This is a genomic window from Bacteroides sp. AN502(2024) (genome assembly GCF_041227145.1).
In the GTDB taxonomy this organism is placed as follows: domain Bacteria; phylum Bacteroidota; class Bacteroidia; order Bacteroidales; family Bacteroidaceae; genus Bacteroides.
Map to the genome: position 1 here is coordinate 66,285 of NZ_JBGFSP010000009.1, position 16,235 is coordinate 82,519.

Annotated in this window: 13 protein-coding genes and 2 tRNA genes; 5 read left to right on the forward strand and 10 right to left on the reverse strand. The window is 42.2% G+C overall.

Annotated features, from left to right (window positions below):
• Positions 1–286: 286 nt before the first annotated feature.
• The 3 genes from AB9N12_RS17100 to lon are packed head-to-tail and all read right to left on the reverse strand — an operon-like array spanning position 287 to position 4,980.
• Positions 287–1,384, reverse strand: a complete 1,098-nt coding sequence (locus AB9N12_RS17100; RefSeq protein WP_369893337.1) for an LptF/LptG family permease — start codon at positions 1,382–1,384, stop codon at positions 287–289.
• 3 nt (positions 1,385–1,387) lie between these two features.
• A complete protein-coding gene (gene tgt, locus AB9N12_RS17105; protein WP_369893338.1) occupies positions 1,388–2,518 on the reverse strand; it encodes a tRNA guanosine(34) transglycosylase Tgt in 1,131 nt (376 codons plus the stop codon).
• Positions 2,515–4,980 (reverse strand): endopeptidase La, encoded by a 2,466-nt coding sequence (gene lon / locus AB9N12_RS17110; RefSeq protein WP_369893339.1) that lies wholly within the window; start codon positions 4,978–4,980, stop codon positions 2,515–2,517. Before lon ends, tgt begins: the two co-directional genes overlap by 4 nt.
• 218 nt (positions 4,981–5,198) lie before the next feature.
• Here lon and AB9N12_RS17115 point away from each other — a divergent pair, with 218 nt between their 5' ends.
• Complete coding sequence (locus AB9N12_RS17115; RefSeq protein ID WP_369893340.1) at positions 5,199–5,909, forward strand: tRNA1(Val) (adenine(37)-N6)-methyltransferase; 711 nt, start codon at positions 5,199–5,201, stop codon at positions 5,907–5,909.
• 117 nt (positions 5,910–6,026) lie between these two features.
• Here the strand turns inward: AB9N12_RS17115 and AB9N12_RS17120 are convergent.
• The 3 genes from AB9N12_RS17120 to AB9N12_RS17130 form a co-directional block, all read right to left on the reverse strand.
• Positions 6,027–6,101: transfer RNA gene (locus tag AB9N12_RS17120), tRNA-Pro, on the reverse strand.
• Between the two features lie 33 nt (positions 6,102–6,134).
• A tRNA-Pro gene (locus tag AB9N12_RS17125) sits at positions 6,135–6,209 on the reverse strand.
• Positions 6,210–6,685: 476 nt separating this feature from the next.
• Positions 6,686–7,870, reverse strand: coding sequence for an aminotransferase class I/II-fold pyridoxal phosphate-dependent enzyme (locus AB9N12_RS17130; RefSeq protein WP_369893341.1), 1,185 nt, complete (start codon positions 7,868–7,870; stop codon positions 6,686–6,688).
• Between the two features lie 222 nt (positions 7,871–8,092).
• Between AB9N12_RS17130 and AB9N12_RS17135 the strand changes: the two genes are divergently transcribed.
• From AB9N12_RS17135 to AB9N12_RS17145, 3 genes are all read left to right on the forward strand, one after another.
• Positions 8,093–9,118, forward strand: coding sequence for a diacylglycerol kinase family protein (locus AB9N12_RS17135; RefSeq protein ID WP_369893342.1), 1,026 nt, complete (start codon positions 8,093–8,095; stop codon positions 9,116–9,118).
• Positions 9,119–9,228: 110 nt separating this feature from the next.
• Complete coding sequence (gene aspS, locus AB9N12_RS17140) at positions 9,229–10,992, forward strand: aspartate--tRNA ligase (RefSeq protein ID WP_369893343.1); 1,764 nt, start codon at positions 9,229–9,231, stop codon at positions 10,990–10,992.
• The gene (locus tag AB9N12_RS17145) at positions 10,989–11,378 is read left to right on the forward strand and encodes a GtrA family protein (protein ID WP_369893344.1); all 390 of its coding nucleotides are present in this window, start codon (positions 10,989–10,991) and stop codon (positions 11,376–11,378) included. Before aspS ends, AB9N12_RS17145 begins: the two co-directional genes overlap by 4 nt.
• Positions 11,379–11,563: 185 nt before the next feature.
• Here the strand turns inward: AB9N12_RS17145 and AB9N12_RS17150 are convergent, their stop codons facing one another.
• The 3 genes from AB9N12_RS17150 to AB9N12_RS17160 all read right to left on the reverse strand — a co-directional run bounded on the left by AB9N12_RS17150 (position 11,564) and on the right by AB9N12_RS17160 (position 14,218).
• Positions 11,564–12,448 carry a carbon-nitrogen hydrolase gene (locus AB9N12_RS17150; RefSeq protein ID WP_369893345.1) on the reverse strand — a complete coding sequence of 295 codons (885 nt, stop codon included), beginning with the start codon at positions 12,446–12,448 and terminating at the stop codon, positions 11,564–11,566.
• Positions 12,449–12,482: 34 nt separating this feature from the next.
• Complete coding sequence (locus AB9N12_RS17155) at positions 12,483–13,598, reverse strand: agmatine deiminase family protein (RefSeq protein WP_369893346.1); 1,116 nt, start codon at positions 13,596–13,598, stop codon at positions 12,483–12,485.
• A 77-nt stretch (positions 13,599–13,675) separates the two neighbouring features.
• Complete coding sequence (locus AB9N12_RS17160) at positions 13,676–14,218, reverse strand: ferredoxin domain-containing protein (protein WP_369893347.1); 543 nt, start codon at positions 14,216–14,218, stop codon at positions 13,676–13,678.
• A gap of 748 nt (positions 14,219–14,966) precedes the next feature.
• On the opposite strand from AB9N12_RS17160, the gene AB9N12_RS17165 reads away from it, so the two are divergent.
• The gene (locus AB9N12_RS17165; RefSeq protein WP_369893348.1) at positions 14,967–15,245 is read left to right on the forward strand and encodes a DUF6078 family protein; all 279 of its coding nucleotides are present in this window, start codon (positions 14,967–14,969) and stop codon (positions 15,243–15,245) included.
• 407 nt (positions 15,246–15,652) lie between these two features.
• On the opposite strand, the gene AB9N12_RS17170 is transcribed toward AB9N12_RS17165, so the two are convergent.
• Complete coding sequence (locus tag AB9N12_RS17170) at positions 15,653–16,141, reverse strand: hypothetical protein (protein WP_369893349.1); 489 nt, start codon at positions 16,139–16,141, stop codon at positions 15,653–15,655.
• Positions 16,142–16,235 lie beyond the last annotated feature (94 nt).

Here is a 16,235-nt window from a genome sequence, read left to right on the forward strand (position 1 = left end):
ATATTGCATACAAGATGCATAATATTTAATTCAGCCAACGGGTAAAATAATCTATCAGCATATTTGTTTATGCTATGAGCATATTCCTATCAACTATCATTGAAGCAGTGAAAGAGTAGGTGAACGGGATATTTGTATGTAGCCTGTTTTGTTCACGTGCACGATTCAAAACAACTCCATTTCTTGATAACGTATCCCCACTAAGTTTCTACTGATTCGGTGTATCCCAAGCCCTGGGGTAATTATAGATAGAATTCATGAAGACTGTGGAAGGTCAGCCTATTTTTCATTTAGGCGCCTTCTGGTACAAGAAAAATGCGATGGCTGCATAAAGGATATTAGGAATCCAAACTGCAATGGCAGGTGGCACATTTCCGTTTACGGCAAAGGTGGAGGTAATCGTCTGGAACAGAATATAAGAGAAACTTAATCCTAATCCGATACCCAGATGGAGTCCCATACCGCCTTTCGTTTTTCGAGACGAAAGGGATACGCCAATGATGGTGAGGATGAAAGAGGCGAACGACATGGAAATTCGTTTGTGATATTCAATCTCAAATTCTTTGATGTTGGCAAATCCTCTTCGTTTCTGTTTTTCAATATAGTCACTTAACTGGGGGCTGGTCAGCATTTCCTGCTGATTTTTCATAATCAGAAAGTCAGAAGGTTCCATATTGATAATAGAGTCTATCTGGTCTCCCTTAGTGATCTTTTCCTTCAAACCATCCAGTTCGCGTACCATATAATCGTGGATGGTCCATTTATGAACGGTGGTGGTGTCATAAGTGATTCGTCGTGCAGTCAAATGCGAAACCAGCTTTTTATCTACAAATTTATCCAATGAAAACCGGTTACCGGTTTTCATTGCATTGTTATAATTGTCGATGTATGCAATCACTCCGCTATCTACTTCCAGCTGCACATTGCTTACTGAGTTTTGTTTCTTTGGTTTAATATACCGGTCTTCAAAATTCAGACGCGTAACACTTCCTTTAGGAATTACATACGAACTTAGTGTGAAGGTGACCAGAGCGATGATAGCAGCAGAAATCATATAAGGACGCATCATTCTCTTAAAACTCATACCAGTGGAAAACATCGCGATAATTTCGGAGTTTTCCGCCAGTTTGGAGGTAAAGAAAATAACAGCAATGAATACAAATAAAGGACTGAACAGATTAGAGAAATAGGGGATAAAGTTCATGTAATATTCAAAAATAATTTTATCCCATGGAGCTTCATGCTCCATTAGTTTGTCCATCTTTTCGTTGAAGTCAAATACCACTGCAATAGAAATGATCAATGCAATAGCAAATACGTATGTTCCCAAGAACTTCTTGATGATATACCAGTCCAGCCGTTTTATAAATCGATTGCTTTTCATTTCTTATAATCTAGTTGATACTCTTTTGACCATCATCGGCTTCCAGGTTGAGAAATCTCCAGCAATAATATGTTTTCTCGCTTCTTTCACTAACCACAGGTAAAATGCCAAATTATGTATGGAAGCGATTTGCATCGCCAGTAGCTCTTGTGCATGAAAAAGATGACGTAAATAAGCTTTGCTGTATAACGTATCTATGCAGGAAGCACCATCGGCTTCGATGGGAGAGAAGTCTGTTTCCCATTTTTTGTTCCGCATGTTGATAATGCCATCTTTGGTAAACAACATGCCATTTCGTCCGTTTCGTGTAGGCATAACACAGTCGAACATATCCACACCGAGTTCTATTCCTTCAAGAATATTGACAGGAGTTCCAACACCCATCAGGTAACGGGGTTTGTCTTTGGGAAGTATCTCATTAACAATTTCGATCATTTCATACATCTTGTCTACCGGTTCGCCTACCGCCAAGCCACCGATAGCATTCCCATCAGCATCTTTGGACGCTACAAACTCTGCAGATTGCCTGCGTAGGTCTGGATAAACGCATCCCTGTACAATAGGGAAGAGCGACTGGTTGTAACCGTATTTAGGTTCTGTCTCATTAAAACGTTGTATACAACGGTCGAGCCATCTGTGGGTTAATCCCAATGACTTTTTGGCATATTCATAATCCGAGTCACCCGGAGGGCATTCGTCAAAAGCCATCATAATATCCGCACCGATAGTCCGTTCTATGTCCATTACCTTTTCCGGAGTGAAGATGTGCTTGCTTCCGTCGATATGCGAACGAAATTCAGCTCCTTCTTCGCGCAGCTTTCTGATTCCGGCTAATGAGAATACCTGAAAACCGCCACTGTCTGTCAGCATGGGACGGTCGAAGCCGTTGAAACGGTGTAGTCCACCTGCTTTTTCAATCACATCCAAGCCCGGACGCAAATAGAGGTGATAGGTATTACCCAAAATAATCTGTGCTTGAATATCTTCTTTCAACTCGGTCAGATGCACTCCCTTAACAGTGCCCAGTGTGCCCACCGGCATGAAGATAGGTGTTTGTATCTGTCCATGGTCAGTTGTTATCAGACCGGCACGGGCATAACTTTTAGCGTCTGTATATTGTAACTCAAATGTCATTCCTGGCTAGGTTTCTTAACAGATAAATCAATTGCATCCGCTACTTTCTCATCGGTTAGTGCAATGGCAAATACCTCTTTTATATCGTTTACATAGTAGAAAGTCAGCCCTTTCAGATAAATGTCCTGAATTTCATCTATGTTCTTTTTGTTTTCGGCGCTCATGATGATTTCTTTGATTCCGGCACGTTTGGCTGCCAATATCTTCTCCTTGATACCACCTACAGGAAGCACTTTGCCGCGCAGGGTGATTTCTCCCGTCATGGCTATGTTGGCTTTCACTTTTCTTTGAGTCAGGGCAGAAGCCAATGAAGTGGCCATCGTGATACCTGCTGAAGGACCGTCTTTGGGGATTGCACCTTCAGGAACGTGGATATGGATATTCCAGTTGTCAAAGATATCTTCATTCAGATTCAGGACAGAAGCGTGCGCCTTGATATATTCAAGAGCCAGCATAGCAGATTCTTTCATCACATCTCCCAGGTTTCCGGTCAATGTGAGACGTCCACCTTTACCACGGCTCAAACTGGTTTCTACAAATAAGATTTCGCCTCCGACAGCTGTCCATGCCAATCCGGTGACTACACCTGCATATTCATTTCCTTGATACTTGTCACGTGTATATTCCGGTGCTCCTAAGAAATCATATAAATCTGATGGCTTGATTTCCGTTTTGACGAAATAACCGTCCGTGGCATATTGGCGAGCCGATTTGCGAAGAATCTTACCAATCTTCTTTTCCAGCTCCCGAACACCGCTCTCACGGGTATACGACTCGATGATAGCTTCCAATGTATCTTTAGGAAGCTTAATATCTGTTTTTTTGAGCCCATTGGCTTCCAGTTCTTTAGGTACTAGGTGCTTGCGGGCTATCTCGATTTTCTCTTCTGTGATATATCCGCTTACTTCAATTAATTCCATACGGTCAAGCAATGGACCGGGAATTGTATTCAGGTTGTTGGCTGTTGCAATAAACAACACCTTTGATAGATCATAGTCTACATCCAGAAAGTTATCATGGAAAGCGGTATTTTGTTCCGGATCAAGTACTTCCAATAATGCAGAAGAGGGATCTCCCTGGCGGTCGGCACTGACTTTGTCTATTTCATCTAGGATGAAAACTGGGTTGGATGCACCGGCTTTAATCAAACTTTTAATGATTCGTCCAGGCATAGCACCAATATAGGTTTTACGATGACCACGAATTTCAGCTTCATCATGCACACCGCCCAAAGACATACGCACATACTTTCGTTTGAGTGCAGACGCGATGGATTTCCCAAGAGATGTTTTACCTACTCCCGGAGGACCATATAAACAAATAATCGGTGATTTCATATCACCTTTCAACTTTAATACAGCTAAATGCTCCAAAATACGTTCTTTTACCTTCTCCAATCCGTAATGGTCTTTGTTCAACGTCTTCTCTGCGTTTTTAAGATTCAGATTGTCCGTTGTATACGTATTCCATGGAAGATTGAGCATGGTTTGCAGATAGTTAAGCTGTACGCTGTAATCCGGAGCCTGAGGGTGAGTGCGTTCCAGTTTAGCCAGCTCTTTCATGAACGTATCTCTGACTTCTGTATTCCAGCGCTTTCTTTCTGCTCTTTTACGCATTTCTTCTATTTCTTGTTCTTGGCTGCCACCGCCCAATTCATCCTGAATAGTCTTGATTTGCTGTTGCAAGAAGTATTCACGTTGTTGTTGGTCGATATCTTCACGGGCACGCATTTGAATGGATGCTTTGATTTCTGCCAACTGCACTTCACGGTTCAGAATTTCCAATAAGTGATAAGTGCGTTCACGCAATGAGTTGATACTTAATAAGTCCATTTTCTCATCTTTCTTGAACGGCAGGTTTGAACAGATGAAATTAATCAGGAACATTGAGTTGTTGATATTTTTAACAGCAAACGCCGAATCCTGATGTATTACATCTGACGATTTGATATACCTCATTGTCAGATCCTTGCAAGTTTCCACCAGAGCTTGGAACTCTTTGTCGTCTTTGCTTGGAATATCTTCTTCCAAAAGATCAATCTCACCTTTCAGGTACGGATATGTTTCGATAATGCTTTTCAAACTCATACGTTTCATTCCTTGAAGAATGACAGTCGTTGTTTGATCAGGCATTTCCAATATCCGCACAATTCGCCCTACTGTACCGATATTGTGTAGATCCTCCAATTTCGGTTCTTCTGTATGTGCCGATCTCTGGCATATTACTGCAATATCTTTATGCTTCTTATCAGCATCGCGTATAAGTTTCAGAGAAGACTTACGACCCACTGTGATCGGTAAGAATACTCCAGGAAACAATACCATATTACGTAAAGGGAGTACCGGAAGAATTTCACCAGATTTCACATTTACATCAAATGCCTGTTCATCGTTCCCATCATAGTCTGTGATTAGCGAAAAGCCGTTATCGCTTCCATCTTCCAATAAATATCTTTCTTTCATCTTTTCGTTTTAATTTAGTTTATGCCATACTGATATGCATAAATCGTTTGCAAAGTTAATTGATTCTCTCTAATAATAAAGCACTGCGTTGAATAAAAACACAAAAACAATGCCAAAATATCGGCTTGTAAAGGGAATATTCCATAATTATTATTTATTTTTGGCGATTTACAATAAAAATAATAGTATAAAAGGGCTTTAAGATAAACGGATAAAAAATGTCGAATCCTTATTTTCGGTTTAAGCAATTTACGATATGGCATGATAAATGTGCCATGAAAGTCGGTACGGATGGGGTACTTCTAGGTGCTTGGACTCCCGTTGAGAGTGCGTGCAGCATTTTGGATATTGGAACGGGGACGGGATTGGTGGCTTTAATGTTGGCACAACGCAGTTTGCCGGATGCAACTATTGTAGCGTTGGAAATAGACGAGGTGGCTGTAGGACAAGCCAGAGAAAATGTCATTCGTTCTCCCTGGAAGGAGAGGGTAGAGGTGGTACAGGTTGATTTTAAGAAATATAGGTCTTCGTATAAATTCGATGTGATTGTTTCTAATCCCCCTTATTTTGTCGATTCGTTGGAATGTCCGGACCGTCAGAGAGCCGCGGCTCGTCATAATAAATCTTTGACTTATGAAGATTTGTTAGAAGGGGTAAGCAAGTTATTGGCGGAAGACGGATTTTTTACGGTGGTGATTCCGGCAGATGTAGCTGAACGGGTAAAAAAGATAGCTTCTATAAAGAAATTATATGCGGTCCGTCAATTGAATGTAATCACTAAACCCGGCGGTATTCCGAAACGTGTTTTGATTACTTTTTCTTTTTCTAATCAAGAGTGTATTGTAGAAGAACTATTGACAGAACTGAATCGCCATCAGTATAGTGAGGAATATATGACGCTAACTCGGGATTATTATTTAAACATGTAAAAAGAGTTACACTCACTGTCGGAAATACATACAGTCGTTCTTTATTATCTTGTATAAAAAAAGCCCATACAAACTGTACAGACTTTATACTATGAATCTTTAACTGATTTCTTTTTGTCGGGGTAGCGGGATTCGAACCCACGACCCCCTGCTCCCAAAGCAGGTGCGCTAACCGGACTGCGCTACACCCCGAAAACTTTGAACTTAATAACCTTCTTTTTGTAGTCGGGGTAGCGGGATTCGAACCCACGACCCCCTGCTCCCAAAGCAGGTGCGCTAACCGGACTGCGCTACACCCCGAAAACTTGGGGGTTATTATTCCAAAATCGGTGCAAAGATAGGGAGTATTTTTTAATTAACAATAGCGAAGCGGGTGTTTTTTATTTTTTATTTTTCAAGACCTTGAATCTCATTACTTTGTAGCCTCACTTTTTTCTTGGCAGAGATTAGAAGCATCATGGGAGACCGTAGTTCATTTTTCATGCTCAGAATAGTATCCAACAACTTTTCGTTGAACTGTAGTCCTATAAGTCCGAATGTCCCAAATCCGGTTTGAAGAAGTCTATTTATAGAGGTAGCCAAGTAAAAGAGGGTGTGTCAAAATTCCCTTTTTGAAGAAATGGCCCCTGCTATAGCTATCTGTGGCAGGGGTAAATCTTTATATTCAGGCATTATGACACACCCTCTTTGCTTATTAAATTATCGACTATCGTTTCTTACTTAAGAAATGTTTACTCCATTATTTATTCATGCAAATACATGAAATCACCTTTGGATTATAAAATATCCAGTGTTTTAAACGCTTTAACCAGCTTTTCTACAGCGCGGTCAATCTGATCTTTTGTATGAGTAGCCATTAATGCCACACGTACCAACGTATCTTGCGGTGCACATGCCGGAGGAATAACCGGATTAATAAATACACCCTCATCGAAAGCTAATTTAGTGACCATGAATGTTTTTTCTGTGTCACGTACATATAGAGGGATGATAGGTGATTCTGTGGCACCAATTTCAAAACCTGCTTCGCGGAAACGTTTCAATGCATAATTGGTGACTTCCCATAACGCTTCAAGTCTTTCCGGTTCATTCTGGATGATGTGAAGAGCTTCAAGAGCAGATGCAGTAGCAGCCGGAGTGTTGGATGCACTGAAGATATAAGTACGTGCGTTGTGACGCAGCCAGTTGATAATAGAAAAATCAGCAGCGATGAATCCACCGATAGAAGCCAGCGATTTACTGAAAGTACCCATAATCAAGTCAATTTCGTGAGTCAGGCCGAAATGGTCGCAAACACCACGTCCTTGTTTCCCGAATACTCCCAATCCATGAGCTTCGTCTACCATGATAGTAGCGTTGTATTTATGTTTCAAACGTACGATTTCGGGCAAGTTTGCCAGATCACCTTCCATAGAGAACACACCGTCTACTATGATGAGCTTCACTGAATCCGGGTTACACTTTTGAAGTTGCTTTTCCAGATCCGCCATATCGTTATGCTTATATTTCAACTGTTGAGAGAAAGAGAGGCGACGACCATCTACGATAGATGCGTGGTCGCGGTCATCACAGATGATATAATCGTTGCGATCAGTCAAAGCAGGAATAACACCGGAATTCACTGTGAAACCGGTTGAGAAGCAGAGCGCTTCATCTTTGCCTACAAAGGCTGCCAGTTCTTTTTCCAACTGAACGTGCAGGTCAAGTGTGCCATTCAGGAAGCGCGAGCCTGCGCATCCGGAACCATATTTATGCATGGCCTTGACACCTGCTTCAATCACTCTTTCATCTCCCGTAAGGCCAGTGTATGCATTGGAACCGAACATCAACACTTTGTGTCCGCCCATTTCTACCTCTGTTCCCTGTTTTCCTTCTATCTCACGGAAATATGGGTAAACGCCCTGTGCCATAAACTTTTGTGGCAGGTCGTATTTAGCTAACTTCTCTTGTAATAATCCCATTAATTATAAATTATTATACTCATAATCAGATTGTTCGTTGACAATCTAATCCTTCATTATCTTAATAAGTATTTAAAAACAGGGGACAAAGATAACAAAATTTGCTTTTATATGTTCTTTGTTAAGGGAAAAAAGTTGCTCGCATGTGATTAGAAACTTCATAATAGATTAAAATTTAAGATAATTATATTACTTTTGTCGCTTACAATCGACAAGAATAGCATGAACAAAAGGATGAAAAAAATAAAATTCGTCGTCAACCCTATTTCAGGAACACAAGGCAAAGAGTTGATTCTTAGCTTGTTGGATAAAAAAATGGACAAGACGAGATACTCTTGGGAAGTAGTGTATACAGAAAGAGCTGGTCATGCAGTAGAAATTGCCGCCCAAGCTGCCGAAGAGAAAACAGATATAGTAGTGGCTATCGGTGGGGACGGGACAATCAATGAAATAGCTCGTTCATTGGTGCACACTGATACTGCATTGGGAATTATTCCTTGTGGTTCGGGCAATGGACTGGCGAGACATCTGCATATACCTATGGAGCCGAAGAGGGCATTGGAAGTGCTGAACGAAGGTTGCATGGATGTTATAGATTATGGTAAGATTAACGGGGCGGATTTTTTCTGTACGTGTGGAGTAGGATTCGATGCTTTTGTGAGTCTGAAGTTTGCGAATGCTGGTAAACGTGGGTTATTAACTTATTTGGAAAAGACCCTACAAGAGAGTCTTAAATATGAGCCGGAAACGTATGAACTGGAAACGGAAAACGGAGTTTCCAAGTATAAAGCTTTCCTTATTGCCTGCGGAAATGCGTCGCAATATGGGAATAATGCTTATATCGCACCACAGGCTACCCTGACGGATGGTCTGCTGGATGTGACCATTCTCGAACCCTTCACGGTATTGGACGTTCCTTCACTGGCTTTCCAGTTGTTCAATAAAACAATCGACCAGAATAGCCGTATCAAGACTTTCCGTTGCAAGAAATTATGCATCCGCCGGACTACTCCCGGAGTTGTACATTTTGACGGTGACCCCATGGAAACTGATGCTGATGTGAATATTGAATTGATTCAAAGAGGGCTGCGCGTGGTGGTACCACAAGCATCGGAAAAGGATATGCCCCATGTACTCCAAAGAGCGCAGGAGTATATGAATGGCATCAAATTGATGAATGAAGTCATTGTCGACAACATAACAGAAAGAAATAAGAAAATACTGCAAAAGTTGACAAAGAAAGTCTGATAAAATAACGGATTACTGACAACGAATTACAAATTATTGCGTATTTTTGCACAGTTTTGATTCAATCAAAATAAAAACGCGAGTGATAATCGTTTAAATTAAAAATATATATGTTCAGAACGCACACATGTGGAGAACTAAGAATCTCTGATGTAAATAAGCAAGTTACGCTGTCCGGATGGGTACAGCGAAGCCGTAAAATGGGAGGAATGACTTTTATCGACCTCCGCGACCGTTACGGAATTACCCAGTTGGTATTTAACGAAGAAATTAATGCTGAACTCTGTGAACGTGCTAACAAATTGGGACGTGAGTTCGTCATCCAAGCGACAGGAACGGTTAATGAACGTTTCAGCAAGAATGCAAACATTCCTACCGGAGACATTGAAATCATTGTTTCCGAACTGAACGTACTAAATACAGCAATGACTCCTCCGTTCACCATTGAAGATAATACAGATGGTGGAGACGATATTCGCATGAAATATCGTTATCTGGATTTACGTCGTAATGCTGTCCGCTCTAATCTGGAGCTGCGTCATAAAATGACGATTGAGGTTCGCAAATATCTGGATAGTCTGGCCTTCATCGAAGTGGAAACACCTGTTTTAATCGGTTCTACTCCTGAAGGCGCACGCGACTTCGTGGTGCCGTCACGTATGAATCCGGGACAGTTTTACGCACTTCCGCAATCTCCGCAGACTTTGAAGCAGTTGTTGATGGTTTCCGGTTTCGACCGTTACTTCCAGATTGCGAAATGTTTTCGTGACGAGGACTTGCGTGCCGACCGTCAGCCGGAATTTACGCAAATAGACTGCGAAATGAGCTTCGTCGAACAGGAAGATGTCATTACGACTTTCGAAGGAATGGCCAAACATTTGTTCAAGACACTTCGTGGTGTGGAACTGACCGAACCGTTCCAACGCATGTCTTGGGCGGATGCCATGAAATATTATGGTAGTGACAAGCCGGATTTGCGTTTCGGCATGAAATTCGTGGAACTGATGGGTATTATGAAAGGTCACGGATTCTCTGTATTTGATAATGCTACTTATATAGGTGGAATCTGTGCCGAAGGTGCGGCAACCTACACTCGTAAACAGCTGGATGCATTGACCGAATTCGTAAAGAAACCGCAAATCGGTGCAAAAGGTATGGTGTATGCCCGTATAGAAGCTGACGGAACTGTAAAATCAAGCGTAGATAAATTCTATACACAGGAAGTGCTTCAGCAAATGAAAGAGGCATTCGGTGCTAAACCGGGCGACTTGATTCTGATCCTGTCTGGCGATGATGTGATGAAAACACGTAAACAACTTTGTGAACTTCGTCTGGAAATGGGCGCCCAACTGGGACTGCGTGATAAGAATAAGTTTGCTTGCCTTTGGGTAATCGATTTCCCGATGTTCGAATGGAGTGAAGAGGAAGGTCGTCTGATGGCTATGCATCATCCGTTTACACACCCGAAGGAAGAAGATATTCCGATGTTGGATACAGATCCGGCAGCTGTGCGTGCAGATGCATACGATATGGTAATCAACGGTGTGGAAGTAGGTGGTGGATCTATACGTATCCACGATGCGAAATTACAGGCGAAGATGTTCGAGATTCTTGGATTTACTCCGGAAAAGGCAGAGGCACAGTTCGGCTTCCTGATGAATGCCTTTAAGTATGGTGCACCTCCTCATGGCGGTTTGGCATACGGACTTGACCGTTGGGTATCTTTGTTTGCAGGGTTGGATTCTATACGTGACTGCATTGCATTCCCGAAAAACAATTCCGGACGTGATGTGATGCTGGACGCACCGTCTGCAATCGATCAGACTCAACTTGATGAATTGAAGTTGATCGTTGATCTGAAAGAGGGCGAGTGAAAGAATCCGTACGCATATTCCGTTTTATAGTCATCGGTACAATGAACGCCTTAATTATGGCGTTGGTTGTGTGGTTGATGATGAAAGAAATGTCATTCGACGGTGACTATATGGTGGCTAATATAACGGCGTATCTGATAGCTCAAATTCATAACTTTATTTGGTGTAAATACTGGATATTCCCTGTAGAAAATAAAAAGAATAGCATCTGTAAACAGATCTTGCTCTTTTGTTTTGCTTTTGCCATAGCTTACACCGCACAGTTCTTATTTCTTGTCTTATTGGTAGAAGGACTGGACGTGAATGAATATCTGGCTCAATTCCTGGGATTGTTTATTTATGGAGGAGCGAATTTCCTAGCCAACAAGAAAATAACGTTTCAATGAAATAATATTCATATATTGAAAGAGGCTGTCTAACAAGTCCTATTTTAACGATTTTACCCCTGCCAGGATATGCTTTGGCAGGGGTGACTTCTAATTATTGAGACCTGTTAGACAGTCTCTTTTTCTTTATTATATAAACTTTATATAGTAAACTTAATGTGGTAAATTCCACGCAATAGCAAGCTTTAATTCAGAAAGCGTTTGGTAAGTCCATCGTACTCGTCAATCCGGCGATCACGGAGGAACGGCCACCAACGGCGTACATTTTCCGAGCGTTCCATATCTATTTCCACTACTATATTTTCCGGATGATCGTTTCCGGCTTGTGCCAGGAATTCTCCTTGTGATCCTGCTACGAAGCTGTTTCCCCAAAACATAATGCCGTTTGTCTGTCCGGAAGGATCGGGCTCGTGTCCTACTCGGTTGACGGAGATGACAGGAAGACCATTGGCAACGGCATGGGCGCGTTGCGAGATAATCCAGGCGTTGAGTTGGCGGGCTTTTTCATCGTCTGTGTCACTGCTTTCCCAGCCGATGGCGGTAGGATAAATTAAAAGTTCCGCACCTTTCAGTGCCATCAGGCGGGCAGCTTCCGGATACCATTGATCCCAGCATACCAGTACTCCCAACTTTCCTAAAGAGGTTTGAATAGGTTCAAAACCGATGTCTCCGGGAGTGAAATAGAATTTCTCGTAGTAAGCCGGATCATCGGGAATGTGCATTTTCCGGTATTTTCCTGCAATGCTTCCGTCGCGGTCGAACACAACGGCGGTGTTGTGATATAGTCCGGGAGCACGTTTCTCAAAAAGAGAGGTGACAAGGACTACTCTATTGGCGGCCGCCAACTCAGAATAAAAGCCTGTAGATGGTCCGGGAATAGGTTCAGCCAGATCAAACAGGTTGGTGTTTTCTGTTTGGCAGAAATAAAGTGAATTGTGTAGCTCTTGAAGCACAATCAGCTGCGCACCGTGAGCAGCGCAAGCCTCTATACTCTTTGCGAGGTTCATCAGGTTGACCCGAATATCTGCGGTATTGGATTGTTGGATGATTCCGACTTTTATCTTTCTCATGATAAATAATTACTTGATTGATTCATTCGTTCATTCATTTTATAACTCCCAATGGGTATTGCATGGTGACACAATGCAGGGAACCGTGTTGCTTAATCAGGGCACGGCAGTCTATTCCGATTATCTGATGGTCCGGAAATGCTTGTTGTAACACTTCTCTTGCTTTTTGGTCATTCGCCGGTTGATGGTAGGTAGGGTAGAGAATAACTTCATTCATTATCAGGAAGTTGGCATAAGTCGCGGGCAGGCGTTCGCCGTCTTCTTCTATCTTGTCCGCCATCGGTAAGGCTAACAGGCGATAGGGCTCTCCTGCTAAGGTGCGGAATGTTTTCAGTTGTTCCTCCATTGCGAGTAATGCTTCGTAGTGTTCGTCTCCTTTGTCATCGCATTTCACGTAAGCGATGGTGTCGGTAGAACAGAAACGTGCCAAAGTGTCGATGTGGCTGTCGGTGTCGTCACCGGCAAGATAACCGTGGTCTAACCAAAGGACCTTTTGCAGGTGGAAGGTCGATTTCAGGTATTCTTCTATCTCTACCTGGTTCAGTCGCCCGTTCCGTTGGGGAGAAAGCAGGCATTCGGAGGTAGTGAGCAGTGTACCCATCCCGTCGCTTTCGATGGAGCCTCCTTCGAGAACGAAGTCGAGGTGGTCGACATACCGGCCTTTCAAGGCTCCAGCTTCCACCGCTTGTTTGGTGATTTGATTATCCAGCTTGGAAGCAAATTTCAATCCCCAGCCGTTGAATGTAAAGTCGAGCAGGGAAGGGGTGCCGGTGTCTATCATGGTGATAGCTCCGTGGTCGCGTGCCCATGTGTCATTAGTGACACATTCCAGAAAGCGGACGTTGTTCATGTTGACGGTAGCAGCTATCTGCTTTTTCACTTCTTCCGGTTCGGGGGTGACAATCAATAGTAACTCTCGCTTCGCTATTTCCCTGGCTATGTTTATAAAACATTCTTGCACTTCTGCCAGCATGTATGCCCAGTCTGTACCGGCGTGTGGCCATGTCAACTGTATACCACTCTGTATATGCCATTCGGCGGGTAAATGAGGTGCTCTCGTCTCTACCTGCACGGTCATGTTTTTGCCGAAACTCAACTGCAAATCTTTCTCCGAGCCACTTGGGCTGGGAAGTCCAACCATGATTCCCATTAGACTATTATCTATTTAGTTATTTATAAAATCTGTTTATTGTCTGCGTCAGCCTTCAGTGTGTCTGTTACGCATCATTATGCATTTGTTTCCAATTTGGGTTTCCGGTCAAAGAACGGATTCTTGGAGGATGCACTTACGGGGATGGCCATTACCATTTTGCAGTCTTCCAGCAAGTTCAGGCGTTGTGCTGCCAATCCGGCGGAGAACATGACGCGTGTGTCTACTCGTAAATCGGCTGCCGTAGCGCATGCGGAACCTATGGCAATACCTACATCTATGCTGTTCAATGCGCAGGGAACTCCATCAGTACGTCCGGTGCAGGTAGTAAATCCGCAATGCCCGCAATTCAAGCCCTGCGCCTGCTCGCGCGTTCCTATCAATACAACACATTCAGCACTTAGGATGTTGTCGGCATCACGGAGGAAGAATTTCATTCCGTGTTCTTCTACCATAGCTATCATAGTGTCCGATAGTTGTTTGATCTCTTCACCTGTGATTAGGGCCACTTCGATAATATCGATACCTTTTCCTTTCGGAGCAGTACGCGTAGCTGTCATCATCTGGCGGGCTACTTGCAATACATGCTCATGACGGGCATCTCTTTCGTTCAGTATCATAACTTTCTTGAATTAATTAGTGAGGCAAAGATAAATGAAAATTGGTAAAATGGAGCGAAATGATGAAAGAAATAGGAACTAGGATTTGTTTACTTAGTGATCATTTCATTTATGCACTGATGCAGCGGTGGTTACAATAAGCGGTAAAAGGCGTTACATACCAATGTAGTCGGTCGGCTGATTAAAAGGCTGGCAGGAATTTTGCATTAATCTGAAAAATTGGAGAAGAGTTTGAACATTTGAGTAATCTGCTTCAAGGTAGCCTATCCCCCAAATAGTTTGTTTCCATGCGGTAAGGCACCAAATAATATGTATATGAATTGGTTCGATCCGGTACTGAAGCAATCCGAATCATGTACTTGAGTTGCCCAAGTCTCCTGCATTATTTCATTGAGTGTAGTACTTGTTACAGGCAATTCTCCTACTAATTACAGTCAAATCTCCCACTAACTATTAAAAAGAAAAACCGCCTTCAGCCTTCAGTTCTCCACCAAAGTCCCTGTTCATCGGCGTTTGGGGCTGAAAGCACTCCTGAAAGCGAATGTGTATAACTCCGGCTCCTTCTATACTTACTTCCAACAGAGGCTCTATTATAGCAAAACAAAGCCTGCATTTCATGGTAACAGAGCCTCTGTTATAACCAAACAGAGCCTACATTTCACCTCACAATAGATAGTTCTACCGGTAAGTCTGAAAAAAAACTGAAAGCGCTGAAAGCAGATTATAGTATGAAAATTCAATAAGATATATGATTGGGTCTATATTAATGCCGGAATTAAATTGTTTAGGACTATGTATGGAGTGGCGGACAATCAGGCATTTGTTGGACAACGTGCCTCACAAAGATGAGGAACAACTAAAAAGTCAAATGCTTGGCTATTTCGGACGCGGGATGTATTACCGCTTTTACCGTAAAGAGAGATATTGGTCTCTTGGACAACAGGAATATATTCGTAGAATTTTCCGTCAGAAAGGAATAACGGAGAAACCTGCATTCGATTCCTACACAGAAGAATATATATGGTAATTATCTGCCATCTGCAACAAACTCGTTGTATCTAATTGAAATATAATGGTTTATAATGTTGCAGATACCTGTTGCAGATATGTTGTAGATCAAGTATCTGCAACACATCTGTTTTAGCTTATGGGAATCTGACATGATAAACAAATACCACTCCTTACCTGGCTCAATCTGATCAACCCCGTCGATATTGATCAATGCAAAACGGTTCAAATAAATATACCGACTGATTTCCCTGTTCCACAATGGAATGCCTTCGGCTTGTGCATCCAGTGTGATGGTGTTCAATACCCACTTGTCGATAGGATTGAAAGTGATTTGTTCCCTAACGTAAATCGCATGAAGGAAATTTGTGTACTATTACCCCTTCTTGCTGTTCGTATTTAACAATGTCAATTATAGCCATATTCTTAATCTTTCAAATTGGCAAAAGGACGTTTCCCTTCATGTCCTTTCTTGAATTCTTGAATCATTTTTTTTTCCACTTCCCTTGGGTCTTCCTCGGACAGCGTTTTCCAACAAACAATTAAGGAATAGGCATCTGCTAATTGCCAAATATAGCGTCCTCCTTGGTGTCCGATAGGTTTTCCCTGACCAAATTTGATATATTGTTCAATACGGGATTTTAGTGTGGCACGATTATTTTCTCCTCCTGCTTTTCCAATATACAGGATGGAAGAATTATCTACCCATTTCTTCTCTAATTCTGCAATCGCAATATTAGGGTCTTTTTTCTTAAAGAAACCTCCAGTCCCTTTCGGCACAAAATGAGGTTTTTCCATGTTTTCTCTCAGTACAACGTAAACTCCTTTTTGAGAAGGAATCGAGGTACTGTCTTTTACCAATTCTTGAAAAGTCATGAAACCGCTGAAACCTTTGGCACGTAATTCATCTTGCATAAATATTATGATTTAAAAAGTTGGTTATAAGACTCCACCATTATAACCGAATTATAAAAAAGAAAGTGTGGAGTCCATCTGCTTATCTATCGGG

What these genes read in the sequence shown, in the direction of transcription:
- aspS (WP_369893343.1), top strand. Translation starts at nt 9,229, where the DNA reads ATGTTCAGAACGCACACATGTGGAGAACTAAGAATCTCTGATGTAAAT.
- lon (WP_369893339.1), bottom strand. Translation starts at nt 4,980, where the DNA reads ATGAAAGAAAGATATTTATTGGAAGATGGAAGCGATAACGGCTTTTCG.
- AB9N12_RS17155 (WP_369893346.1), bottom strand. Translation starts at nt 13,598, where the DNA reads ATGGGAATCATGGTTGGACTTCCCAGCCCAAGTGGCTCGGAGAAAGAT.
- AB9N12_RS17160 (WP_369893347.1), bottom strand. Translation starts at nt 14,218, where the DNA reads ATGATACTGAACGAAAGAGATGCCCGTCATGAGCATGTATTGCAAGTA.
- AB9N12_RS17150 (WP_369893345.1), bottom strand. Translation starts at nt 12,448, where the DNA reads ATGAGAAAGATAAAAGTCGGAATCATCCAACAATCCAATACCGCAGAT.
- AB9N12_RS17170 (WP_369893349.1), bottom strand. Translation starts at nt 16,141, where the DNA reads ATGCAAGATGAATTACGTGCCAAAGGTTTCAGCGGTTTCATGACTTTT.
- AB9N12_RS17135 (WP_369893342.1), top strand. Translation starts at nt 8,093, where the DNA reads ATGAACAAAAGGATGAAAAAAATAAAATTCGTCGTCAACCCTATTTCA.
- tgt (WP_369893338.1), bottom strand. Translation starts at nt 2,518, where the DNA reads ATGACATTTGAGTTACAATATACAGACGCTAAAAGTTATGCCCGTGCC.
- AB9N12_RS17115 (WP_369893340.1), top strand. Translation starts at nt 5,199, where the DNA reads ATGTCGAATCCTTATTTTCGGTTTAAGCAATTTACGATATGGCATGAT.
- AB9N12_RS17165 (WP_369893348.1), top strand. Translation starts at nt 14,967, where the DNA reads ATGATTGGGTCTATATTAATGCCGGAATTAAATTGTTTAGGACTATGT.
- AB9N12_RS17130 (WP_369893341.1), bottom strand. Translation starts at nt 7,870, where the DNA reads ATGGGATTATTACAAGAGAAGTTAGCTAAATACGACCTGCCACAAAAG.
- AB9N12_RS17100 (WP_369893337.1), bottom strand. Translation starts at nt 1,384, where the DNA reads ATGAAAAGCAATCGATTTATAAAACGGCTGGACTGGTATATCATCAAG.